At 60.8% G+C, this 18792-nt stretch carries 36 protein-coding genes; 11 read left to right on the top strand and 25 right to left on the bottom strand.

The annotated features are described in order from the left end of the window. Nucleotides 1–113: 113 nt before the first annotated feature. From AC4CWH_RS08160 to AC4CWH_RS08040, 25 genes are all read right to left on the bottom strand, one after another. Nucleotides 114–560: a hypothetical protein gene (locus tag AC4CWH_RS08160; RefSeq protein WP_491321153.1), complete on the bottom strand. Its 447-nt coding sequence runs from the start codon at nucleotides 558–560 to the stop codon at nucleotides 114–116. Beyond that, complete coding sequence (locus AC4CWH_RS08155; protein WP_491321152.1) at nucleotides 557–1345, bottom strand: hypothetical protein; 789 nt, start codon at nucleotides 1343–1345, stop codon at nucleotides 557–559. The genes AC4CWH_RS08160 and AC4CWH_RS08155 overlap by 4 nt, the downstream gene beginning before the upstream one ends. Continuing rightward, nucleotides 1342–2157: a hypothetical protein gene (locus AC4CWH_RS08150; RefSeq protein WP_491321151.1), complete on the bottom strand. Its 816-nt coding sequence runs from the start codon at nucleotides 2155–2157 to the stop codon at nucleotides 1342–1344. The genes AC4CWH_RS08155 and AC4CWH_RS08150 overlap by 4 nt, the downstream gene beginning before the upstream one ends. Next, nucleotides 2154–2387 (bottom strand): hypothetical protein, encoded by a 234-nt coding sequence (locus AC4CWH_RS08145; RefSeq protein ID WP_491321150.1) that lies wholly within the window; start codon nucleotides 2385–2387, stop codon nucleotides 2154–2156. The genes AC4CWH_RS08150 and AC4CWH_RS08145 overlap by 4 nt, the downstream gene beginning before the upstream one ends. Next, on the bottom strand, nucleotides 2384–2593 hold the full coding sequence (locus AC4CWH_RS08140) for a hypothetical protein (RefSeq protein WP_491321149.1): 210 nt from the start codon (nucleotides 2591–2593) through the stop codon (nucleotides 2384–2386). The genes AC4CWH_RS08145 and AC4CWH_RS08140 overlap by 4 nt, the downstream gene beginning before the upstream one ends. Beyond that, nucleotides 2590–3030: a hypothetical protein gene (locus AC4CWH_RS08135; RefSeq protein ID WP_491321148.1), complete on the bottom strand. Its 441-nt coding sequence runs from the start codon at nucleotides 3028–3030 to the stop codon at nucleotides 2590–2592. Before AC4CWH_RS08135 ends, AC4CWH_RS08140 begins: the two co-directional genes overlap by 4 nt. After that, the gene (locus AC4CWH_RS08130) at nucleotides 3027–3380 is read right to left on the bottom strand and encodes a hypothetical protein (protein WP_491321147.1); all 354 of its coding nucleotides are present in this window, start codon (nucleotides 3378–3380) and stop codon (nucleotides 3027–3029) included. The genes AC4CWH_RS08135 and AC4CWH_RS08130 overlap by 4 nt, the downstream gene beginning before the upstream one ends. Continuing rightward, nucleotides 3377–4294, bottom strand: coding sequence for a hypothetical protein (locus AC4CWH_RS08125; RefSeq protein WP_491321146.1), 918 nt, complete (start codon nucleotides 4292–4294; stop codon nucleotides 3377–3379). The genes AC4CWH_RS08130 and AC4CWH_RS08125 overlap by 4 nt, the downstream gene beginning before the upstream one ends. 26 nt (nucleotides 4295–4320) lie before the next feature. Then, nucleotides 4321–4803, bottom strand: coding sequence for a hypothetical protein (locus tag AC4CWH_RS08120; protein WP_491321145.1), 483 nt, complete (start codon nucleotides 4801–4803; stop codon nucleotides 4321–4323). Then, a complete protein-coding gene (locus AC4CWH_RS08115) occupies nucleotides 4800–5702 on the bottom strand; it encodes a DUF5131 family protein (protein ID WP_491321144.1) in 903 nt (300 codons plus the stop codon). The genes AC4CWH_RS08120 and AC4CWH_RS08115 overlap by 4 nt, the downstream gene beginning before the upstream one ends. Continuing rightward, complete coding sequence (locus tag AC4CWH_RS08110) at nucleotides 5695–5976, bottom strand: hypothetical protein (RefSeq protein ID WP_491321143.1); 282 nt, start codon at nucleotides 5974–5976, stop codon at nucleotides 5695–5697. The genes AC4CWH_RS08115 and AC4CWH_RS08110 overlap by 8 nt, the downstream gene beginning before the upstream one ends. Next, nucleotides 5969–6151 carry a hypothetical protein gene (locus tag AC4CWH_RS08105; protein WP_491321142.1) on the bottom strand — a complete coding sequence of 61 codons (183 nt, stop codon included), beginning with the start codon at nucleotides 6149–6151 and terminating at the stop codon, nucleotides 5969–5971. Before AC4CWH_RS08105 ends, AC4CWH_RS08110 begins: the two co-directional genes overlap by 8 nt. Next, the gene (locus tag AC4CWH_RS08100; RefSeq protein ID WP_491321141.1) at nucleotides 6148–6573 is read right to left on the bottom strand and encodes an ASCH domain-containing protein; all 426 of its coding nucleotides are present in this window, start codon (nucleotides 6571–6573) and stop codon (nucleotides 6148–6150) included. Before AC4CWH_RS08100 ends, AC4CWH_RS08105 begins: the two co-directional genes overlap by 4 nt. Next, the gene (locus tag AC4CWH_RS08095; RefSeq protein ID WP_491321140.1) at nucleotides 6570–6935 is read right to left on the bottom strand and encodes a hypothetical protein; all 366 of its coding nucleotides are present in this window, start codon (nucleotides 6933–6935) and stop codon (nucleotides 6570–6572) included. Before AC4CWH_RS08095 ends, AC4CWH_RS08100 begins: the two co-directional genes overlap by 4 nt. Then, on the bottom strand, nucleotides 6935–7477 hold the full coding sequence (locus tag AC4CWH_RS08090) for a hypothetical protein (RefSeq protein WP_491321139.1): 543 nt from the start codon (nucleotides 7475–7477) through the stop codon (nucleotides 6935–6937). Before AC4CWH_RS08090 ends, AC4CWH_RS08095 begins: the two co-directional genes overlap by 1 nt. After that, nucleotides 7474–7794 carry a hypothetical protein gene (locus AC4CWH_RS08085; RefSeq protein ID WP_491321138.1) on the bottom strand — a complete coding sequence of 107 codons (321 nt, stop codon included), beginning with the start codon at nucleotides 7792–7794 and terminating at the stop codon, nucleotides 7474–7476. Before AC4CWH_RS08085 ends, AC4CWH_RS08090 begins: the two co-directional genes overlap by 4 nt. 64 nt (nucleotides 7795–7858) lie before the next feature. Beyond that, on the bottom strand, nucleotides 7859–8002 hold the full coding sequence (locus AC4CWH_RS08080; RefSeq protein ID WP_491321137.1) for a hypothetical protein: 144 nt from the start codon (nucleotides 8000–8002) through the stop codon (nucleotides 7859–7861). A gap of 1 nt (nucleotide 8003) precedes the next feature. Next, nucleotides 8004–8432: a tellurite resistance TerB family protein gene (locus AC4CWH_RS08075; protein ID WP_491321136.1), complete on the bottom strand. Its 429-nt coding sequence runs from the start codon at nucleotides 8430–8432 to the stop codon at nucleotides 8004–8006. Between the two features lie 79 nt (nucleotides 8433–8511). Beyond that, nucleotides 8512–8964, bottom strand: coding sequence for a helix-turn-helix domain-containing protein (locus AC4CWH_RS08070; protein ID WP_491321135.1), 453 nt, complete (start codon nucleotides 8962–8964; stop codon nucleotides 8512–8514). Next, the gene (locus AC4CWH_RS08065) at nucleotides 8954–9547 is read right to left on the bottom strand and encodes a hypothetical protein (RefSeq protein ID WP_491321134.1); all 594 of its coding nucleotides are present in this window, start codon (nucleotides 9545–9547) and stop codon (nucleotides 8954–8956) included. Before AC4CWH_RS08065 ends, AC4CWH_RS08070 begins: the two co-directional genes overlap by 11 nt. Next, on the bottom strand, nucleotides 9547–10005 hold the full coding sequence (locus AC4CWH_RS08060; protein ID WP_491321133.1) for a hypothetical protein: 459 nt from the start codon (nucleotides 10003–10005) through the stop codon (nucleotides 9547–9549). The genes AC4CWH_RS08065 and AC4CWH_RS08060 overlap by 1 nt, the downstream gene beginning before the upstream one ends. Nucleotides 10006–10007: 2 nt before the next feature. Continuing rightward, entirely contained in the window at nucleotides 10008–10613 is a 606-nt protein-coding gene (locus AC4CWH_RS08055; RefSeq protein WP_491321132.1) for a hypothetical protein, read from the bottom strand. 8 nt (nucleotides 10614–10621) lie between these two features. Then, on the bottom strand, nucleotides 10622–10747 hold the full coding sequence (locus AC4CWH_RS08050; protein WP_491321131.1) for a hypothetical protein: 126 nt from the start codon (nucleotides 10745–10747) through the stop codon (nucleotides 10622–10624). A gap of 111 nt (nucleotides 10748–10858) precedes the next feature. Further along, complete coding sequence (locus AC4CWH_RS08045) at nucleotides 10859–11569, bottom strand: COG3904 family protein (RefSeq protein ID WP_491321130.1); 711 nt, start codon at nucleotides 11567–11569, stop codon at nucleotides 10859–10861. 162 nt (nucleotides 11570–11731) lie between these two features. Further along, complete coding sequence (locus tag AC4CWH_RS08040; RefSeq protein WP_491321129.1) at nucleotides 11732–12052, bottom strand: helix-turn-helix domain-containing protein; 321 nt, start codon at nucleotides 12050–12052, stop codon at nucleotides 11732–11734. 89 nt (nucleotides 12053–12141) lie between these two features. Here AC4CWH_RS08040 and AC4CWH_RS08035 point away from each other — a divergent pair, with 89 nt between their 5' ends. The 11 genes from AC4CWH_RS08035 to AC4CWH_RS07985 are packed head-to-tail and all read left to right on the top strand — an operon-like array spanning nucleotide 12142 to nucleotide 18792. Continuing rightward, entirely contained in the window at nucleotides 12142–12351 is a 210-nt protein-coding gene (locus AC4CWH_RS08035) for a hypothetical protein (RefSeq protein WP_491321128.1), read from the top strand. Continuing rightward, nucleotides 12348–13007: a hypothetical protein gene (locus tag AC4CWH_RS08030; RefSeq protein WP_491321127.1), complete on the top strand. Its 660-nt coding sequence runs from the start codon at nucleotides 12348–12350 to the stop codon at nucleotides 13005–13007. The genes AC4CWH_RS08035 and AC4CWH_RS08030 overlap by 4 nt, the downstream gene beginning before the upstream one ends. Beyond that, nucleotides 13004–13300: a hypothetical protein gene (locus AC4CWH_RS08025; RefSeq protein ID WP_491321126.1), complete on the top strand. Its 297-nt coding sequence runs from the start codon at nucleotides 13004–13006 to the stop codon at nucleotides 13298–13300. The genes AC4CWH_RS08030 and AC4CWH_RS08025 overlap by 4 nt, the downstream gene beginning before the upstream one ends. Then, nucleotides 13281–13694 carry a hypothetical protein gene (locus tag AC4CWH_RS08020; protein WP_491321125.1) on the top strand — a complete coding sequence of 138 codons (414 nt, stop codon included), beginning with the start codon at nucleotides 13281–13283 and terminating at the stop codon, nucleotides 13692–13694. Before AC4CWH_RS08025 ends, AC4CWH_RS08020 begins: the two co-directional genes overlap by 20 nt. Further along, the gene (locus AC4CWH_RS08015) at nucleotides 13687–13956 is read left to right on the top strand and encodes a DUF2312 domain-containing protein (RefSeq protein WP_491321124.1); all 270 of its coding nucleotides are present in this window, start codon (nucleotides 13687–13689) and stop codon (nucleotides 13954–13956) included. Before AC4CWH_RS08020 ends, AC4CWH_RS08015 begins: the two co-directional genes overlap by 8 nt. A gap of 6 nt (nucleotides 13957–13962) precedes the next feature. Further along, entirely contained in the window at nucleotides 13963–15960 is a 1998-nt protein-coding gene (locus AC4CWH_RS08010) for a DNA cytosine methyltransferase (RefSeq protein WP_491321123.1), read from the top strand. Then, nucleotides 15957–16484 (top strand): GcrA family cell cycle regulator, encoded by a 528-nt coding sequence (locus tag AC4CWH_RS08005; RefSeq protein WP_491321122.1) that lies wholly within the window; start codon nucleotides 15957–15959, stop codon nucleotides 16482–16484. The genes AC4CWH_RS08010 and AC4CWH_RS08005 overlap by 4 nt, the downstream gene beginning before the upstream one ends. Next, nucleotides 16481–16813 carry a VRR-NUC domain-containing protein gene (locus tag AC4CWH_RS08000; RefSeq protein WP_491321121.1) on the top strand — a complete coding sequence of 111 codons (333 nt, stop codon included), beginning with the start codon at nucleotides 16481–16483 and terminating at the stop codon, nucleotides 16811–16813. Before AC4CWH_RS08005 ends, AC4CWH_RS08000 begins: the two co-directional genes overlap by 4 nt. After that, complete coding sequence (locus AC4CWH_RS07995; RefSeq protein WP_491321120.1) at nucleotides 16810–17646, top strand: YdaU family protein; 837 nt, start codon at nucleotides 16810–16812, stop codon at nucleotides 17644–17646. Before AC4CWH_RS08000 ends, AC4CWH_RS07995 begins: the two co-directional genes overlap by 4 nt. After that, a complete protein-coding gene (locus AC4CWH_RS07990; RefSeq protein WP_491321119.1) occupies nucleotides 17588–18079 on the top strand; it encodes a hypothetical protein in 492 nt (163 codons plus the stop codon). The genes AC4CWH_RS07995 and AC4CWH_RS07990 overlap by 59 nt, the downstream gene beginning before the upstream one ends. After that, nucleotides 18079–18792 carry a hypothetical protein gene (locus AC4CWH_RS07985; RefSeq protein ID WP_491321118.1) on the top strand — a complete coding sequence of 238 codons (714 nt, stop codon included), beginning with the start codon at nucleotides 18079–18081 and terminating at the stop codon, nucleotides 18790–18792. Before AC4CWH_RS07990 ends, AC4CWH_RS07985 begins: the two co-directional genes overlap by 1 nt.

The raw sequence follows: 18792 nt of genomic DNA, 5'->3' as shown, positions 1-18792 counted from the left end.
GGCTTCGCGCAGGAAATCCTCGACATACTTGTCATCGTAGAATGGCCCCTTTCGGAACGGCACTTCACGCGGTTGTTGAGTAATGATCCAAGTCGGATTTGATCTAGTGGCCATCAGTCGTGCCCCCATGATTTTGCGATCTGTACGAACTTGTCGTAGCCGTCATGACCTGGCCGGCCGGAGAGTTCGGAAATAGGTGTGCCGATAGGCTGGCCGGGATCGCGGCTTCCTGAGAAGGATATGCAGACATCGTCATCGCAGCGCGAGTGGTCATAGATCCATTCGTATGGCGCGGCATGGCCACACTCGACGCAAAAGTAATCGCGGTCGCCCCGCTCGTACTTGTAGTCAGGATGCTCGCAGCAATCTGGGCAGATTGCCGCGCCGGGATTTTCGAGCGACCACGAGAAGATGCCATCGCGCTTGCGGCATACCCGGCACGGCGGTACGTCGTGGCCGACACGGACTTTGATCCCCGGCAGCCAGAGATCAAAGCCAAAGTGCAACCGATTGATGCCCGGCTTCCATTGCCAGAAGAATGTCCGGCTGACTGAGATCATGACTGGCCCTCCGTGGTGGCGAGGGCGTCGAAAGCCGACCGGAACTCATTGCAAACTGCGCGCAAGTTTAGCATTGCCTCTTCAATTGAGAGGCCATTCTGCCGACTGATCGCGTACCCCAGCAGGCAATGATCGACCTGATCGGCCAGCCGCTCAGCTAATTTCAAAACGCCCAAATTCGATGGGGTTTCGTAGTTGTCGGCAAGAGCAGCCATGACATCGCTGATGTCGTACTCGTCGCGAGCGTCCAGCATGTCGTTCTTGACGAGGAAGGAGACGACCTGGCTGAACCAGTCGTCACACCGCACATGTGTTGAGGGTGTGGGGGCCGGCGTGTCGAAGGTCGACATCAGCCGCCGAGCCAGATCTTCGTAAGGATCGGTGCCGGCGCGGCGATGCTTGGCCAGTTCTTCCTCCGACGCCGGCCGCCGCACGCTCGCGAACATGCTGCCGTCGGCATTGCGGATCTGCCCCCAGTCGTCGTAGCGGTTGGGGCGGTACCGGAGGCCGGTGATCGGGGCGGCGGGTTCCTCGTCATCGGGCTCGTTCTCGTAAGGCACGCGCTCGGAGAACGCTTCCAGCGCCTTGTCGAGTGCGCGTTCCTCGATCATTGGAAGGTCACCGGTGTCGAATGCCTCGCGGGCGGCTATGACGAGGTTGATGACGTCCTGCGGAAGGCGGGTGTCGGCACCAAGGCGCTCGCGGTAGCCGTCGGCCAGGCCGGCATCGTAGCCCGCGATGAAGCGGTGATGGGTCTTGTCGTTTATCGGTGTGGTGTCGGTCATGGCTGCTGTTCTCCTGTTGCTGGCGCATCGACCAGGCCGCAGATTGCGTCAATTTCATCGGCTGCAGCGCGAAGGCGCTTTGCCAAAGGCGTGTAGTCGCTCGATCCGCATTTGCTGAGTGCGCGAGCGGCCCGGCCGAGTGCCGCGTGGTCAAGCCCCCAGTTGTTGGTCGCGTCTTCACCGAACGCTGCCTGGAAGGCTGCAATGTTCTTCGCAGCGTCCTCGAGGTGCGCCGTCCGCCGAGCCGCGGCCTCTTCGATCTCTTTCCCCCTTTGCTGGCGGAATTTTTCCATTTCGGCATACTGCTGGTCGCGCGCCTCGCGGTTTGCCTCGTTGATCATGAGGCGCATCGTCTCGTCTGCGCGCCGCAACAGCGCAGCCAGAAACGAGCGCGTGAGGGGTTCTGGCTCGTTCTTCGACGCCTCGCGGACGGTTCTCCAAACCTTGCCATCGAACTCGCGCAGGCCCCACGCCGGCGGCAAGTCGGATATGTCATCGACGATGCCGGGAGACGTGTGGACATACCAGCGATCACAAAACCGCGCGATTGCTTCCGCCTTCCGCGGATCGGCCGCCTCGCGCTTCCAGTCGGAACGGCTGATCTTGATCTCGACGCCGTGAAGCTCAAGGCCGCGTGACGGCCACAGGGACATGATGACGGCATCTGCATAGCGTCTCGCATTGCCGCCTGTGCTGTCCGCCACCTCCCACATGATTGCGTATTCCGGTGCCGCCCAGCGCTTCGACATGCCCATGCGGATGTCGGCAGAGGTTAGTTTTGCCGGCTTTGACTTTTGGATGATTGTGGTCACGGCTTTGTCGCCTTGTTGGGTTTTTGCATGGTTGCAATGGTGGTTTCGAGTTTTTCGAGCCGGTCCAAGATTTTCTCCATCATCTCTTCCGGCGTTGGGCCTTTGATGGGACCGCCGCGGCAATGGCATTCGGCATTGTCGCCGCTGATCACCCGGTTCCAGCATCCCGGCACGAGGAACTTTCCGCCGGGGACGTCCTGATCTTTGTGCCAGCGGCAGCGCGTGGTCATGGCGTTCGCGCTGCATCGGGAATGCCGGCCAGGTAGCGGCCGAGCGCGTAGTGAAGATCTCGCACCGCCTCTGTGCTGCGCAACGTTATCTCGCGGCGCTCGACGTCATGGCCGACGCGCATTTCCAGCTTGAGCCAGTCGCTACCAGATTGCGATGTGATGTCGATGCGGTCGAAGTCGACGCCGACGGCTTTGTGAAAGTTCATCGACGGCGCCTCTCTACCCCATGGGCAACGGCGACGTTGAACCCGCTGATGTAGGCTTTCAGCATGACTTCAGTGTTGGGAACCAGCCCGAACCCTCTGGAAATACTCCCTTCCAGTGTCAACCCGCCGTGCTTCGGGGCTTGCCGAACATGGGGCAGAATTTCTCGGACGATCTCTTTCCCGAAAGCCTCGACGAGTGCTGCCGTCATGTTATCGAGCATCATCCCACGCACTGGCGGCGGAAGAGCCTGCGTAAGGTCTCCGGCGAGGAAGCCTTCGATCCGGTCCTCAAGTTGATGCGTCCGGTGCTTCATCTGGTGAAACCGAGAGCGCACCTCGGCAACTTCGGCCGACAACATCATTTCGCCCGAAGTCGCAATTCGGTGCCGCCCGTTTTTGCACTTCACAAGCGCACGCTTTGTGAATCGTGGTTTCATGGCTTGGCCCCTCTGCCTTTCCGCCCAGCTTGCATCGCGGCGGCGTGCGCGCGGTACTGCCCGGCCATGTGCTCGTAGTGACCCTGCAAGCCGCGAAGCGCGCGGGCGAGCGTCGTGTCGGTGTGCGCGGCAAGCCACGGAGAGCGCGTTCCGTGACCTGCCGAGCGCGCCTCGTAGAAGACGTCAGCACCTTTGTCGGTGCGGGTCACCTGCAAGGTGGAAAGCCGGTTGAAGCCGCTGCTTTGCGTGCCGGTAGCAACCATCCGCTCTTCGGTGGACGTCTTGGAAACGGTCCAGTCGTAGAACGGCATGATCTTCACCAGTTCTGTGCGAAAATCCTTGGGTTTCACAGCGAAGCCTCCTCCGCCCGGTAGACCGTCTGCTTGAAGCCGGCGGCGTTGCGGTGGCCGCCGCCGCCGAACATGGTCGCAATCGCGGAAACGTCGCGGCGCTCATTGGTGGAGCGCAAGGACCAGTGACGGCTTCCGTCGGCGCCGATGTGGAAGGTCGCAGCAAACGGCGCGTCAGGATGCGCGATCAGCAACTCGTTCCCGACGTCGCTGGCGAACTGGTAGGGAGCGTTGACCACCGGGATGTTGTGGCCGGCGATCTCTTCCCACCTGGTTGAGCGCAGAAGCTTCGCCACCGTCATGCGGTTGGCGCGCAGGATGGCATGCCCCTCATTGATCAGATCAGACGCGGAATGACGCCAGCGTCCCCACGTCTCGAAATCCATGGGGTAGCTCTGCAACGCGGCGCAAACCGCCCGCGTGGTGTCGCCCATGCGGAACCGCCAGAGGTCGCGGTCCTCGATGAAGGCCAACAGATCCGGCATGCGATATGGGCCGCCCTGCGAGGCCAACTCCCAAGCCATGGATGCGCCAGAGCGCGCCATATCGAAGTAGGCGACAATCGGCGGCTTACCGTCGCTGGAGCAATCCGCAAGATGCTGATAGCAAGAATCGATGTCGTACTTGTTGCGCAGGAACGGGGCAAGCTCGGCTTCTGCGGTTTTGTGGTGGTCGAGAACCACAACGCTCGCCGCGCGTTCCGCCAGCGCGACCAGGTCGGCGGCCGGTGCCGAAAAGTCGACGAAGAGCACATGCTTGCCTTCGACCCCATCAAGTGGGAGCGGCTTGCCGTACCAGCCGGGGCGGAAGTCGCAGGCCCATTTCAGGCTGATGGCCCACGCAGCACCAAAGCCGTCGAGGCAATCGCCGTGATAGATGCAGATCTCGGGACGATATTCCGGAATGATAGGCATGAATATTCTCCGATGAGCGTTAAGGTTCAGTGCAGGCCGGCGCAGGGCTCGAAACGCCCGGTGCCGTCATCGGCGACGACAAAGCGGAACGACGCCTCGTCGTCTGCCCACCAGTAGATCTGGAAGTCGTGCGTGCCGGCCTTGAGCGGCGCGATATCCTCGTCGCCGTTGGCGATTGCCTGCTCAAGGGTATCGACGAGCAAATTGATGTCGCCATGCAGGCAAAAGCAGTTCGCCTTCTCCGGCCATTCAGGCGCAGAGACGGTGCCATCATCATAAATCGTGACGTCAAAATGCCCGTACTGCTCGGTGACGCCGAAAAGCATGATCTGGCCGTCTTCGAGCGGCGTGCGCCAGCTTTCATCCTGCTCATCAGGGTCCACAGGCATCATCATGAATGAACCGTCCGGCATGCGGTGGACGAAGTCATTCACGTCAGCGAGCGGGCAAGGGATAATCTCGTCCATCCAAACGCCCGGCAGATAGTGGGTTTTGTATTCCTTGCTCATCGCAATAACTCCTTGGGGAATGCGTGATAGGTGTTGCCGTCGAGGAGCGATCCGGACCGCTTCTTGCCTGCGCGATAGAGCGTGCGCGTGTCGAAGCGCATCGTGGCGAAGGGGCTCGGATCGGAGTGCAGTTCCTGCCGCTCGACCCGCGTGCGCCGCAACTCGTCGAGGAGAGGCGCGGGCGCTTCCAGATCCGGCAACCACTCGCCCCACTGCTTGAAGAAGAAGGCGGTGCCGGATCTCGCCGCCCGGTCGCGGATCTGCTGCACCCAGCGTGGATGCGTGGGCCGTGCATGCTTGCCGCTTTCGCCGCCGACGATGCACCAGTCGATGCCGTTCAGATCCAAAGCGGGCAGAGGTTCAAGCATCGGTTCGGCGCTGATGCCGACCCATGGAATGCCCAGGCGCTTCTTCAGGTCGCGCAGTTTCTTGACGTCGCGACGCGCCTCGACATTGGTGCAGATCGAGATCATCAGGCCTATGTGAGGCGGCCAGCCGCCGATCCGCCAGCCATCCGGCACGCGCTTCTCCACGTTGCCGATGCGCTTGGTGAGCATCTGGATGCGAAGGCGAGGCGCATCTTCAGCGCCGCGGCAAAGCGCCAGCGTCCAGCTGTCATCCACCTCGTTATCGAAGACGTCGGACATGGACTGCATGAACACGCGGCGCGGGCGCCCGTGCTGCGATTCAAAAGCGCCGGCCGCGTTGTTCAGTCGGCGCAGCAGGGCGGCCGCACCCTTGATCGGCCGGCGCGGCGCACCTGGTCCCCAAAGGCCGTTGCCGCGGAATGCATTCCACGTCTCGGCATAGCAGTTGTCGCAGCCGGGAGAGACCTTCGTGCAGCCCCACCAGAAGTTCACCGTGGCATCGGTCCACTCGATTGCGGAGGTTTCAGCCATTGGCGTCACCGCCGTATGTCGCCGCCATGGCTTCCTTGCGCGCTTTCTTCTGCCGCGATTGCCCCTCGATAATGAACACGTCACCATTCGGCATGTGCAGTTCGCACTTCTCGCCGCGTGCGATCCGCGTGAATATGGCTTCCAGATCGCCACGGACGGCTGACAGGTGCATGTCCATCACGCTTATCTGTGCTCGCAAAGTTGCGATCAGGATCTCATCACGCATGCGCAATTCCCGCCCTTCCGGGTGGTGGATGTTGATGTGGTCAGCCATTGGCGGGCACCTCTGTGGAGTGAGCGATTGTGATGCCCTTCTTCGTGCCGCACTTGGGGCAGGTGGCGTTCTGCATCGCTCCTACGGCCAAGATCAGTGGCGCAGGAAGCTGGATGACGAGGAACACGTGCGAACACTTCGGGCACTTGCCGTAAACGGCGGGGGTGTCAGTCATGCTGCGCTTCTCGCATGTTCGCGAATGGCGGCCGCCACCTGCAGGTTCACGTCGGGCTCAAGCGAGAAGAAAGAGAGGGCGCCCTTGCATGGGATCAGCGGCAGCGGGAATGCATCGCGCAGAACAAAGCCGAATTTGCCGTAGAACCATTGGCTTTCCATCTCGCGCACGCAGTCGACGATGCGCGCCATGCCGACGACGCCCCCACGAGGCATAGCCATCTGGTGCTCGTCGTCTTTGTCGATCTCGGATTTAGAGACGCCGGCATGCACGATGAACCAGCCTCGGCCTTTCGTCGGCCAGTCACGGTTCTCGACATCCTTGCCATCGTGGAAAATGTGGTGTGGGTAGGGTTGCTTGATGCTGAGTGACTTGATCTCGCCGGCGGCAACGCGGTCGGCAAGCTTCTGGAAATCGGTCATATCCGTCCAGCCTCCTTGGCGCGAAGGTGTGCCTTCATTTTCAGGTATTCGATGAAGGAAATGCCGCTGTCGTAATTCAGCCAGTCACGGTAATTCTGCTGTCCACGCGTGAGTTTCGGCGGCGCAGGGCTGTTCTCGACGGCAGCACGCTTGCCGCTTTCGGTCACCCAAAAGCCGTCCATGCCGCCGTAAATCTCGATGTTGGCGCGGCGCATCATGAAGCCCTGATCGACGAGAGCCATGCAGTCGGCGTGGTCATTGCTGCCTTCGCCCGTAACGAAGCGATTGCGGAACATCGTGCCGCGTCCGTACTGGTCCAGGCCGAGCGAGTGCTGCAGAATGTGGAGCTGTTTAGCGTCCATCACGCATCCTCCCCTTCCAAAGACGATGGGAAAATCGATGCGATTATCCCATCAACGGCGGTCGCTTTTGGCGGGCGCTCAGTGATGCCGAACAGCTTTGCGCGCAGGCGCAGCATACGCATCCACGTCCCGTCGCTATCCATTTCAAGGGTGTGAGCGTCATACCATTGCAAAGGCTTGCGATGCCTGCCAAGAACAACGACTTCCTTGAGGTGACCGGAGCGGAATGCACGGCAATGCCGGCAGAGTTGCCCGCCGTTCTGATACTTCTCGCGGCCCCAAAGATGGCTGCACTGGTTCTGCCGGGAAAACTTGGCAAAGGCCGCGTCTTCAGCCTCCGCTATAGTCGCGCCTTCTCCGCGGATGAACCCGCCAGCTGTCGAGAGGTTCTTGTCGGGGAACGCCTCGAAGAAGGCCGTGCTGTACGGGGTCTTGCCGAGCACGACGCCGCGGCCACCCCATTGCACAAGCGTGTCGCCCGGCCAGTCATGACGAGGAGTGAAATCCTTGTCTTTCCACGTGTGATGCGAAGCGATTTTCACGAGCGCTTCTCCCGTGCATCCAGCCGCTTGCGAAGCCGCTCATTCTGGCGGCACAGGTTGTCGATGCGCGTCTTCGCCGCCGAGCCAGCGCCCGGATCTTTGCCGGACAAAAACCGGAAAAGCACCCAGACAAAGAGGATCAGCGCCACCCACCAGCCAGACATGCCGACAAGCCAGAACTGCACGGCGTCATAGCTGCAGTCCTGCGCCACGCGGCCGAACGTGGCGGCATTGGCCTGCCGCGGCGCGTAGATGATGACAAGGATGATGAGGATCATGCCGATTGTCCCCAGGGTGTAATAGCGGGTGTTGTTCATGAAGATTGTCTCCATCGGTTCGGAAGCCCCCGGCCGCTGGCCCAGCCGGGGAAATCGGAGCCGATCAGCGGGTGAGGCGGCCGACGGCGTACCCGATGCCAAACAAGGCAAGGCTCGTGGCCAAGTCGAACAGCGCGCCGAAGAGGACGAACTGAAGCACGAGAAGGGTGACGCCGGCGGACGCTGCCGCTATAACCTTGCTGCCCATGTCAGACGCCGTAGCTTGCGAGGTTGAGCCCGAGGCGCTGCGCAATATTCGCCAGCACCTGCCGCTCCTGCTCGCTGATGCCGCCGTGGTCGGCGACGTCAAGCGCCGACAGAAGGACAGTTTCAGCAAGCTCGGGATCGTTGGCGACGTCCTCGACTTCCTTGTAAAGGCCCGCGCGGCCCACGCGACCACCCTGGGCGCGCTTCAGCATGGTATCGGCGACACGCTCAATTTCCGGCGCCTTGAATGCGGCCGACAGGCTCGCGTTGGACGAGATCGCCTTGATCGTCTGTGCGACTTCCGCGTCCGAGATATCGCCGTCTGCGGCGGCAACCAGCGCGCACGAAGCGCACACCGCCTCGAGGAAATCCTTGCGGCCGGAAAACTTGTTCACGCTTCCGGTCATCTTGTTCTTGAGTGCTGCAAACATTCTGTTTCTCCAGTTGAGATGGAACCATCCGTTCCGAATGCCGCCGACACAAAGGCCGGCGGACAACGCAGCGGGTGTTTCAGGCGGTGGCCGCGTCCGTGGTGCCTGCGACCGTCTTGGCGATGTTGATGATCTGCCGGCGCGCAACCGCGTTGGGGATGGCAGAGACGGCGCGCAGGAGGTCCATGCCTTCGCTGGTCAGCGCATAGGCCATCGCGAATTCCGGCTCCGGTGCCGGTGCGGCGCCGGGGACGCCCGGATTGCCTTCAAAGAAATAGGCGACGTCCACCTTCAAAATGTTGGCAATCGCCTGCAGGCGGGACGCGCCGACGCGGTTGGTTCCCTTCTCGTATTTCTGGATCTGCTGGAACGTGATGCCGAGACCTTCGGCAATCGTCGTCTGCGACATGCCCAACTGTGTGCGGCGCTGGCGAATGCGTGTTCCGACATGAACATCAACGGGTTGTGAAGCCTTTTTCATGGGCTTTCTGAGTGCGTGCGCTTCCAGCGCCTTCATGGGTCTATCGAGCATGCGTGTCTCCTTTGGTTGCGGACAGAGATGAGGTGCGGGCAGCTGCGATCGAACGCATTTGCCGGCCGGTGTAGGGGTTGCGGTGAAAGCGCGTCGGCTCACTCTTCGCCTGGTCGAACAGGAACCATGCGTAGTTGATCTTGCTGGCGTGCTTGGTGTTGGCGAACCACTTGATGCGCCCGATCGTCATGACGTCGGTGCAAAACTGCCGCATAAACGGCTCGGAACGCTCGTTAAACAGGAACCGGTCTTCCAGAAGCAGCCATGTTGGTGCGATGGGAACGAAGCGCTGGATGAGCGGCTTCAGCAGGTTCCACTTGTAGGGCGGGTTGGTGATGATGCGATCAACCACCAAACGCCCCAGCTCCGGATCTGTGAGCGCATCAACGCCCTCGGCGATATCGCCGGAATGAATGCACAACGGCCCGTGGCTTTCGATGTGGACCACAAGCTCCCCGTCGCCCTTGCAGGGTTCTGAAAACGTGCGCACGCCCTTGAGAAAAGGCACCAAAGGCAGTGTTGCGCTGTAGGGCGTGAAATACCGGTCGCCGTCGACACGCTGGAAGTTCGAATGCAGGCCCATTATGCCGCCTCGCTGGAATAGATCGTGGCGAGCAGCGCCAGGCGATTGCCGTGTGAGAGGTTGTCGATGATGGCCCGGCCAACAGGCGGGAGCGGTTGCTCACGCATCCAGAGGCGGATTGCCGCCGGCTCGTTGCCGGCATCTGCCGCAAGCTCGTCTTCGAAGTTTGCGATGGCTTCTTCGAACTCGTGCTCAAAGTCAGGCTCGGGCTCGGTGGCGGCGACTTCGCTTGTCTCGACGCACATTGGCCGGCTGCAGCAGTCTTCGAAAATTCCCGAATAATCGGTCCAGCCGCAAAATGCGCATGTCGCCTTGGTCGTGGCGCACTCAGCCGGATCAGGGTGTGATGGCTGGCCTGCTTCAGGCAGGTCGCCGTCAAGCTTGCCGCAATGGGAGCATGCGCTGCCATGGTGCATGTAGTTTCCGCATTCGCAGGTGGTGAAAGCTCCCAGGGACATGGTCACGCCTCCTCGTCGACAGGGAGGTCTGCGTCATCCAGAAGAACCGAAGGAATTACGACATTGTCAGGGATGGCAATCCGCATGCCGATCGTGACGTTGCGCCCAACAAACGCAGATCGACCTATGGTGGAGTACTCCCCAACCTTCACTGAGGTTGATATGAAGGCGTAATCTCCGATGAACTTGCCTCTGATAAGGCATTTGTCCAGGATCCGAACGCTATTGCCTATCCGGCCACTTGTGATGCGTGACCCCATACCGACGAATAGATCGTCACCCGCCTTTATACTTGAGCACGAGGAGGCAAGCCCGATGATGGCGCGCTGACCTAGCTGTACTTGTTTCCCAATTCGCGCCCTCGTCTGAATGACAGATCGATCTCCAACCTCTGCTTCAGGGAAAATAATTGCTCCCCCCATCACGCAAACCGCGTCACCCAAAACAGCACCCGGCATCACTCGCGCGCCGTTAAAAATAACAGTGTCCTTCCCGACCACAGCTGTCGCGGCTACATGGCCACCAAAGCTGCCGTCAGGATTTTCAAAGATATAGGCGTCGGCGGTGACGTCGTGTGTGAAGGCGTGCTGGAAATACCTCTTGCTCATCGCGCACCTCACCGGATCATGGTGTAGTGGCAGGTATCGAGGCTGGCGTGCTTCAGGCACGTCGCCATCGAACTGTCAGGCAGGCACAGGCAAGCAAGCGCGAGCGCGCCTACGCAAAATGCGGCGATTTTCATGGGGTAGGTCTCCACGGTGCGGCGGCGCATTGCGCAACCATTTGTGGAGTTGATAATATCCGCTATAGCGGACGTGTCAACATGAAATCATCTATAGAGGACGCAAATGTTTCAGTAGCAATGCGTCATAAGCCTTAGCGGATCATGGAATGCAAAGTTGTCGGGGAATGGGCATCCGGGCTTTTTCTTGCCGGGAGGGAGGGTAATCGTGCCGCCAATCGACTGAGGCGCGTCGACAGTCTCGCCAGTGAGGCGGTAACGCTGCATCTGCTCTGCATTAAAGTAGGTAACCTGGTCAGCTGGCGTTGCCATTATGACGGCAAAAGCCTCCGGATTGATCTGCATTGAAGTGAAGTGCCAGAGGATCTGTGAGGATAGTTCTTGCGTTGCGGCCACCATCGCTGCGGCCGACGCATCGGGCGGGGTTTCCCATCGGAATTGATGCGATCCAAGGCGCCCGCCCGGCGCCACTGTTCGGCGTTCCCCGCCGATAAAAACAAGCAAACAGGCAGATACGCACGTATCGCCGGCATTGACGGTGGTTGAAATATTCCATCGCCGCACTAGCCGGCCGATATCCAAGCCGTCGTCGACGGTGCCGCCAGGGGAATTCAGGTGCATGGAGAAGCCTGCGGCGGTGCCGTCGGCGAGCATGGAGCGGAAAACGTCCCCGTCGCCGTGATCGATCACGCCATCGGCTGTGATACTTTGTCGTTTAAAATCAACCGCAAATTCCATTGCTTCGCAATGCAACCACCCGAAATTGACAAAACACAATAATGCGGCGGCGGGGCCAGCGATGAATTGTCGAGTGCGCGCCATGATTGTCTCAATTTGGGGCTTTGTGAATTATCACACTTGCCACTCTGCTTGTTTAGTCATCATATCAGTTGGGGTATGGGAGTTTATTGATGAAGATTTCAACTTTTTCGTTGCTGCTGCAAAGAATGACGCCAGCCCAGCTGGACCGCTCAATCGCTGAGATCAACGCCCTGATTGCGCGCGCAGGATCTTCAGAACCCCGTCCCGCAGATCCGGGTTTGCCTCCATCAGCGCCAGTATTTCCTCAGTCTGCGGCGTCAGCTCGTAGCCATAGATGACGTGCGACAGGCTTACGCCTATCTCCTGACTGATGATGATCAGGTTGCCTATCGTGGGCTCTTTGCCGTCCTTAAAGATATTCGTGAAATAGCCGCGGCTCAAACCGCATGAAACAGCTACGTCGGCATACGATCTGCCTGTTCTTTCGACGGCTTCTTTCAGCCGCTCCCGCCATCCGGTCATATCTTCGTCCGCCTTGCCCATACCAGTATTTGTAGCGATTTCGGCTCGATTTGCACGAACGCTATAGATGGCGGTTGACTGTCCGCTATAGCGGACGTATGTTTCCGGACATGACCACACGAACCGACACTCCTTTGATTGACGAGATTGACAAGTTCCTCGCCGACACTGGCATGGGACCGAGCTATTTCGGCCGCGCTGCATGCGGCAACACCGAATTGGTCAAGCGCCTGCGTGCCGGGCGCGGGATCCTAACAACAACAGAACAAGACGTGCGCGCCTTCATTGTCGAGCGCCGTCAGATGGCGGGCAAATCATGATTCGCACGCAAGCAAATTCCCTTTCGTTTCCCTATTTCAGCGGTCCTCGTTCGCTGGATAAGCCGGTCTCCTCGTATTGCGTTGCCGGCGCCTTCACACCCCCGCCCGCGAAAGCAGATGCGTTCTCTCGTTTCTGCCGCAGCGTTACGCGCTTTCTTCCGCGCTTTGGCCGGCAGGCCATGATCGGGTACCCCCGTGTCCGCAACACGCCCCTGATTGCCCTGCCGTCCAACGCCGCTCGCCCTTTCGGCTTCTGCGAGATCGAAACCCCACGATTTCAAGATGCCTCAAAGGGCGGGCGGGGGTCTGCCTCTTCCTTCCCGCAGAACTGCGGGAAATTCGCCGCTTTCACCCGAGACGGCCTTGTCGACTGGCTCCGCCAGGAATACCCGCGCTCAACCTGCCAAAATGTGGAGGCAGAGACAGGGATTCCGGCGGCTACCGTCGAGAACTGGCTGATCGGGCGTTCGCGGCCGACCGTTGATCACTTCGTGCGCCTCATCTTCGTCTTCGGGCCGGCGCTGTTGCAGACGTCTGTGACGCGCCCTGCCGGGTGGATGGAGCGCGCCGCGCAGACAGAACGCGCGCTGGAGCTTGATCAGGAGATCGAGCGCCTTCGCCTTGAGCGCGACAAGCTGCGGCAGGTGGCGCGATGAAACAGCAGAGTGACAGCATCAAGCGGCTGATTTCCAATGCCGAGCAGGCGCAGCTGGATGAAGCGATGGCGCAGGCGCGCACCCGCGAAATGTCGGTCGATGCCATTCGCAACAGCCTTCAGCGTCAGATCCAGAGCAAGATCTGGTGGCTCAACACGTTCGGGCAAGGCCCGCGCGCTCGCCCAGCTCACGAAGTGCAGAACACACGCATCGCACTTTCGGCCCTCGTCCACGCCTATGACATGGCGCTTCCCAGGCGCAGGGGAGCCGGCGATGCAGATCACCCACGGTGACGGCTATTTCACGCCGGAGCGCGTCACCTATCACGCGGTGACACGATACGTGCAGCGCATCCTTTTCGTTGCTGCTGAAGGCTGCTTCGAGGATCGTCAGGAAGAGGCCGCAGCACATTGCGAGGCGGCCGGCACGTCGATCGCAGAGGTTCGCGCCGTCATCTGGACGCCCTTCGTCTGCCAAGCCATCAAGCTTGGCCTCCGCACCATTTGGACCCGCCAGTTCGGGATCCACGTTTCCGAGAATTTCAGCATCGTCACAGTCGTCGAGGCGCGCCATCGGCCGCAGCAGCGCCTTCGCGTGATGAGCGAGAACGAAGCTCACCAGAAAATCCGACGGATCGCCCACCGGATTAAACAGCAGCACCCCAACGAAGGAACATACGATGACTGATACTGCCCATGGCGTTGCCCGCGACCAGCTCCGCGCCTTTGTCGAGCGCATCGAGCGTCTGGAAGAAGAAAAGAAGACAATCGCCGACGACATCAAGGACGTCTATGGAGAAGCCAAATCCATGGGCTTTGACACGGCCATCCTGAAGCGCGTCATTGCGCTGCGCAAAAAGGATGAGCAGGAGCGCGCCGAGGAAGATCTGATCCTCGACACGTATTTGGCCGCGCTCGGCATGATCGTCGCCGACGAAGCGGAGGCGTGATGCGCAATGAACATCATGACGCATCCGAGGGCCGCGCCCTTCGATCTTGATAACCGCATGACTGTGGTTCTCTTCGCCGGCATGGGCGGCGGGTGCGATGGGCTGGAAGCCGCAGGCTTCCATGTCCACCTCGCCATCAACCATGACCCGATCGCCGTTGCCGTTCACAAGGCCCGGCATCCGCACACGCGCCATGAGCGCTGCGACGTCTTCGAAGTTTGCCCACGTCAGGCAACCCGGGGCCGCGGCGTTCGTGTCCTGCATGCCTCGCCGGACTGCACTCACTTTTCCGTCGCCAAGGGCGGCAAGCCGGTATCAAAGCGGCGTCGTTCGCTGGCTTGGGTCGTGTGCCGCTGGGCAGGGCAGGTGGAGCCGGAAACTATCACACTGGAGAATGTGCCGGAAATCCAGACTTGGGGGCCGTTGGTCGCCAAGCGCTGCCCGGAAACCGGCCGTGTCATGCGTCTGGACGGATCAGTTGCCGCCAAGGGCGAGCGCGTTCCCGTTGCCGATCAATGGCTGATCCCCGATCCGAAACACAAGGGTCGCATCTGGAAGGCTTGGCTGAAGCATATGGCTGGCCTCGGCTATCGGTTTGAAGGCCGCGTGCTCGTCTGTGCTGACTATGGCGTCCCGACCATCCGCAAACGTTTCTTCGGCGTGGCGCAGGCCAATGGCGGTGAAATCGTCTGGCCGGAGCGCACGCATGCGCCTCGGAAGGATGCCAAGCGGCTTGGCCTGAAGCCGTGGGTCGGTGCGCATACGATCATTGACTGGTCCTTGGCGGTGAAATCCATTTTCGGCCGTAAGAAGGATCTGGCGCCGGCCACGCTGCGCCGCACTGCCCGTGGGGTGATGCGCTACGTGGTGGAGGCTGCAAAGCCTTTCATCGTGCCCATCACGCATAGCGGCGCGGATCGTGTGCATTCGCTTGACGATCCGCTGCGCACTCTGACGACAGCCCATCGTGGTGAGCTTTCGGTGGCGGTGCCGTCGATTGCGAAGTTCCGCACCGGTGCGGTCGGCAGCGACATGCTTGAGCCGTTGCCAACCTTCACGGCAAATGGCTTCAACAAACGCCCCGGTGGCGCCGTTCCGCTCGGGCTTATGGCCGCGACCATGGTTCAGTGTGGATACGGAGAGCGAGAAGGCCAGGCGCCGCGATCGCTTGATATCATGGAGCCGCTGGGGACGGTTGTCGCTGGCGGGAGCAAAGCGGCGGTGATTGCGGCGTCTTTGCAGCGTCAGTTTTCTGGCAGTACCGGTGCCGAAATGGCGGAACCTGCGCCGACATTTGAGGGCACAGCCAAAACAGCGTTGGTGGCCGCTTCCCTGCAGCGTCAGTTCGGCGAGAGCAATGGCGCCGACATTGACGAGCCGGTGCCGACCCTTGTTTCCGAAGGGCAAGGCAAGACGGCGCTGATCGCGGCATTTCTTGCACAGCACAACAACGACGTCCGAAGAGACGGAGGCGTTAACCCAGGCCGCGAAGCGACGGAACCCATGTCCGCCCTCACTGCATCAGGATCGCAGCAGGGCGTGATTGCCGCCTCGATGTTGAATTTGCGGGGAAGCGACAAGGCTGGCCGCGATGCCCGCGAGCCGGTTTCTGCGCTGTGCGCATCCGGCAACCATGCCGGCCTGATCCTTGGCTTCCTGCAACACTATTATGGCACGGGCGGCCAAGACCAGTCACTGGATGCGCCGCTCGGGGCGCTGACGGCCAAGGCACGGCATGGACTTGTGACCGTCAAGGTCGGCCGCGAGACATTCGTCATTACCGACATCGGAATGCGGATGCTGGAACCGGAAGAAGGCGCCGCTGCGCATGGGTTTGCCAAAGGCAGCTTGCCGGAAACGATCATGCTCGACGGCCAAGCGGTGAGGCTTACCAAAACACAGAAGTATCACCTGGTCGGCAACAGCGTGCCGCCCCGGATGGTGCAGCTATTGGCGGAATGCAACGTGCGTCGGGAATTGACGCGGATGGTGGCGGCAGAATGACCATGGATACCGGTTTCTGGAATGAAGAAAATACCGCCAAAGCGATGAAGCTCTGGACGGACGGGAAAAGCGCTAGCGCTATCGCCCTTGAGATGGGCGGGATCTCGCGCAATGCCATCATCGGCAAGATGCACCGCATGGGCATCACCGAACGTGGCCCGGACGCCGAGAAGCCATCGGTGCCGCGCATCGCGCGTCCGGCGCTCGCACGGCAGGTCAGCAAGTTCAACAGCATGCCGCGCGTTGCTGCGCCGCCCGTTGCCGTGAAGGCGCCGGAGCCCGAGCCGGAGTTTGTTCTGCCGGTCATTGGTGCGCCGGACGTCGAGCGCGTCAGGTTGATCAATCTCGCCAAGAACGAATGCAAGTGGCCGATGTCTGGCGAGGGTGAACACATGCTGTTCTGCGCCGGAAGCACTGAGCCAGATCGATCTTACTGCCGGTTCCATTCGCGCCTTTCCTATAGCGCCGGCACGCGCGCCGAACGCATGGTCGATAGCATGATCAGGAAGGCAAGCAAGGTATGAGCGACGTCCGCGAGACAGACATCCAGAAGGCTGTTTTGGACCGCTGGCGCACCATCGGCCTGCCGGGCACATTCATCGCCGCCATCCCGAACCAGCGCGCGTTCGGGCAACCTGGTCTCACGCCGGGCCTTCCTGACCTGATCCTGATCGCGCCGCCGCGGCTGCACGGTTACCTTGAACTGAAGACGACAACGGGAAAGCTTTCCGGGCCGCAGAGGGAGTTTCAGTCTCTCTGCATCGCTCGCGGAATCCCCTTCTACGTCACCTATGGTCTCGATCAGGCAATTACGCTGATCGAGGATCTTGGCATCGTGAGGAGGGCAGCGTGAGCAATCGTGCGTGGATGCCACTTCATATCGCAGACTATCTCGCCGACACGGGCCACCTGACGGCGACGGAGCACGGCGCCTACCTTCTGCTGATCATGCACTATTGGCAGAACGGCCAGCTGCCCGAGAACGAGCGCCTGATTGCTCGCATCGCCAAACTGAACGCCGAGCAGTGGGCAGAAAGCCGCGACGTTCTGGCGATGCTGTTTGGCCCGAACTGGCAGCATCGGCGCATTGATGCCGAGCTTTCCAAGGCTGACGACATCATCGAAAAGCGCCGTGCGGCAAGCAATGCTCGATATGCAAAGCACGAGAAGAGCAAGCCGAATGCAAATGCACTGCATGTGGATAGCAAATGCAGTGATACGCGCGTGCCACCTTTAACCGACAACATAGATACATCCTCACTTCGTTCGGATGTTTGCCCGGAGCCGAAATCGGCACCGGCCTCGCCGACGGTGATCGAGCTTCCGGCTACGCAGGATCAGCAGGTAGCGATAACCGCCGCAGACATCGACGAATGGACCAAGGCTTTCCCGGCTGTTGACGTGCGGCTGAAGCTGCAGGGCATCCGGCAATGGCTCATCGCCAATCCGGCCAAACGCAAGACCGCCAGAGGGATGCGCCGCTTCGTCGTGCAATGGCTGATGCGGGAGCAGGACAAGGGCGGCATGACGCGGAATACCGGGCCGCCGGCGCCAACGCCACACCAGCAACGGCACCAGGCCGCAGTTGACGCTTTTGCCCGCCACGGCAGACCAAGAGGAGCACCCGATGACGAATTTGCCGGCACCACAATCGACCTCGCAGACCGAGATTTCCGCGCGCACTGAGCGCCTTCCGACTGCGACCAACACGGACGTTTCCGATGCCATCAGTTCGTTGCTGACGGCCGGGATGGTCCTTCCATCCTCGATCGACCCGCAGCAGGCCCCGACCGTCTACGCCTTTGCGCTTGCTGGAATTCCTGCCTCCGCCCTCAAGCGCACGGTCGCAAAGCTGATCCGTGGTGAGTACGAGGGAGTAAACCCCGATTACATCCCGCGGACGGCCCAGCTTGCGAGCCTCGCCCGCACAGAAGCACGCACGATGGCTAACGATCTGGCGCGGGAAAAGCTCAAGGCCGCATCCATCGCGCCGCCCAAGCCCGAAAAGAAATCGCCCGAAGCCATCGCCCGCGTTCGCGCGCTGATCGCTGGCGTCAGGGGCCGGCGTGATGTCTCGGCCCTCTGCGATGCCGACGCAAGCCCGAAGGGAACCGGGTAATGGCACCACGCAAGGCACAACCAGCCACGACGCAAAAGCGCACGCCTGCGAAGGCAAAGGCAAAGCCAGCAGTCGCCGACGACAAGACGACGAAAGCCGCCAAGCCAAAGGCGGCCAAAAAGCCGGTTTCCAAGGCAAAACCGAAGGCGCCGGCCAAGCGCAAGCCGGCGGCAAAAGCCAAAAAGCCACTCGTCGTGCAGAACCTTGGCGGGCGGCCATCGTCGTTCGACGTGAAGATGATCACCCAGGCCGAGAAACTGGCAAAGCTTGGCGCCACCGATCTGGAAGTGGCGCAGTTCTTCGAGGTTTCGGTGCGCACGCTCTATCGCTGGAAGATCGAGAACGACGATTTCCGCGCCGCGATGGAGATGGGCAAGGAAGCCGCAGACGCCAAGGTGGAGCAAAGCCTGTTCCGCCGTGCCGTCGGCTATTCGTTCGACAGCGAGAAGATCGTCGTGGTCGACAAGGAAGTGGTTCGTCTCGACACTATCGAGCACGTGCCGCCGGACACAAAGGCAGCGCTGGCATGGCTGTACAACCGCCGGCCGGCAGAATGGCGCACCACGCAGCACCACAAGCATGACGTCGCGCCGGAATCCCCGCTCGCCCAGTTCCTGCGGGAGATTTCCGGCAACACGATCGAGCCAGTTTACGAGGACCGCAATGACGCCGGGCATTCGTCCATTCTGCCGGTAAACGAAGACGATGTATGA

This window comes from Neorhizobium sp. PAMB6716, from assembly GCF_058242805.1.
The sequence above is the reverse complement of the archived record's forward strand: the minus strand, read 5'-3'. Positions and strand labels throughout refer to the sequence as shown.

Coding starts and splice junctions, on each gene's coding strand:
- AC4CWH_RS08160 (WP_491321153.1), bottom strand. CDS start 560: ATGATCTCAGTCAGCCGGACATTCTTCTGGCAATGGAAGCCGGGCATC.
- AC4CWH_RS08155 (WP_491321152.1), bottom strand. CDS start 1,345: ATGACCGACACCACACCGATAAACGACAAGACCCATCACCGCTTCATC.
- AC4CWH_RS08145 (WP_491321150.1), bottom strand. CDS start 2,387: ATGACCACGCGCTGCCGCTGGCACAAAGATCAGGACGTCCCCGGCGGA.
- AC4CWH_RS08140 (WP_491321149.1), bottom strand. CDS start 2,593: ATGAACTTTCACAAAGCCGTCGGCGTCGACTTCGACCGCATCGACATC.
- AC4CWH_RS08135 (WP_491321148.1), bottom strand. CDS start 3,030: ATGAAACCACGATTCACAAAGCGTGCGCTTGTGAAGTGCAAAAACGGG.
- AC4CWH_RS08125 (WP_491321146.1), bottom strand. CDS start 4,294: ATGCCTATCATTCCGGAATATCGTCCCGAGATCTGCATCTATCACGGC.
- AC4CWH_RS08120 (WP_491321145.1), bottom strand. CDS start 4,803: ATGAGCAAGGAATACAAAACCCACTATCTGCCGGGCGTTTGGATGGAC.
- AC4CWH_RS08115 (WP_491321144.1), bottom strand. CDS start 5,702: ATGGCTGAAACCTCCGCAATCGAGTGGACCGATGCCACGGTGAACTTC.
- AC4CWH_RS08110 (WP_491321143.1), bottom strand. CDS start 5,976: ATGGCTGACCACATCAACATCCACCACCCGGAAGGGCGGGAATTGCGC.
- AC4CWH_RS08105 (WP_491321142.1), bottom strand. CDS start 6,151: ATGACTGACACCCCCGCCGTTTACGGCAAGTGCCCGAAGTGTTCGCAC.
- AC4CWH_RS08100 (WP_491321141.1), bottom strand. CDS start 6,573: ATGACCGATTTCCAGAAGCTTGCCGACCGCGTTGCCGCCGGCGAGATC.
- AC4CWH_RS08095 (WP_491321140.1), bottom strand. CDS start 6,935: ATGGACGCTAAACAGCTCCACATTCTGCAGCACTCGCTCGGCCTGGAC.
- AC4CWH_RS08085 (WP_491321138.1), bottom strand. CDS start 7,794: ATGAACAACACCCGCTATTACACCCTGGGGACAATCGGCATGATCCTC.
- AC4CWH_RS08080 (WP_491321137.1), bottom strand. CDS start 8,002: ATGGGCAGCAAGGTTATAGCGGCAGCGTCCGCCGGCGTCACCCTTCTC.
- AC4CWH_RS08075 (WP_491321136.1), bottom strand. CDS start 8,432: ATGTTTGCAGCACTCAAGAACAAGATGACCGGAAGCGTGAACAAGTTT.
- AC4CWH_RS08070 (WP_491321135.1), bottom strand. CDS start 8,964: ATGCTCGATAGACCCATGAAGGCGCTGGAAGCGCACGCACTCAGAAAG.
- AC4CWH_RS08065 (WP_491321134.1), bottom strand. CDS start 9,547: ATGGGCCTGCATTCGAACTTCCAGCGTGTCGACGGCGACCGGTATTTC.
- AC4CWH_RS08060 (WP_491321133.1), bottom strand. CDS start 10,005: ATGTCCCTGGGAGCTTTCACCACCTGCGAATGCGGAAACTACATGCAC.
- AC4CWH_RS08055 (WP_491321132.1), bottom strand. CDS start 10,613: ATGAGCAAGAGGTATTTCCAGCACGCCTTCACACACGACGTCACCGCC.
- AC4CWH_RS08050 (WP_491321131.1), bottom strand. CDS start 10,747: ATGAAAATCGCCGCATTTTGCGTAGGCGCGCTCGCGCTTGCTTGCCTG.
- AC4CWH_RS08045 (WP_491321130.1), bottom strand. CDS start 11,569: ATGGCGCGCACTCGACAATTCATCGCTGGCCCCGCCGCCGCATTATTG.
- AC4CWH_RS08040 (WP_491321129.1), bottom strand. CDS start 12,052: ATGGGCAAGGCGGACGAAGATATGACCGGATGGCGGGAGCGGCTGAAA.
- AC4CWH_RS08035 (WP_491321128.1), top strand. CDS start 12,142: ATGACCACACGAACCGACACTCCTTTGATTGACGAGATTGACAAGTTC.
- AC4CWH_RS08030 (WP_491321127.1), top strand. CDS start 12,348: ATGATTCGCACGCAAGCAAATTCCCTTTCGTTTCCCTATTTCAGCGGT.
- AC4CWH_RS08025 (WP_491321126.1), top strand. CDS start 13,004: ATGAAACAGCAGAGTGACAGCATCAAGCGGCTGATTTCCAATGCCGAG.
- AC4CWH_RS08020 (WP_491321125.1), top strand. CDS start 13,281: ATGCAGATCACCCACGGTGACGGCTATTTCACGCCGGAGCGCGTCACC.
- AC4CWH_RS08015 (WP_491321124.1), top strand. CDS start 13,687: ATGACTGATACTGCCCATGGCGTTGCCCGCGACCAGCTCCGCGCCTTT.
- AC4CWH_RS08010 (WP_491321123.1), top strand. CDS start 13,963: ATGAACATCATGACGCATCCGAGGGCCGCGCCCTTCGATCTTGATAAC.
- AC4CWH_RS08005 (WP_491321122.1), top strand. CDS start 15,957: ATGACCATGGATACCGGTTTCTGGAATGAAGAAAATACCGCCAAAGCG.
- AC4CWH_RS08000 (WP_491321121.1), top strand. CDS start 16,481: ATGAGCGACGTCCGCGAGACAGACATCCAGAAGGCTGTTTTGGACCGC.
- AC4CWH_RS07990 (WP_491321119.1), top strand. CDS start 17,588: ATGACGAATTTGCCGGCACCACAATCGACCTCGCAGACCGAGATTTCC.
- AC4CWH_RS07985 (WP_491321118.1), top strand. CDS start 18,079: ATGGCACCACGCAAGGCACAACCAGCCACGACGCAAAAGCGCACGCCT.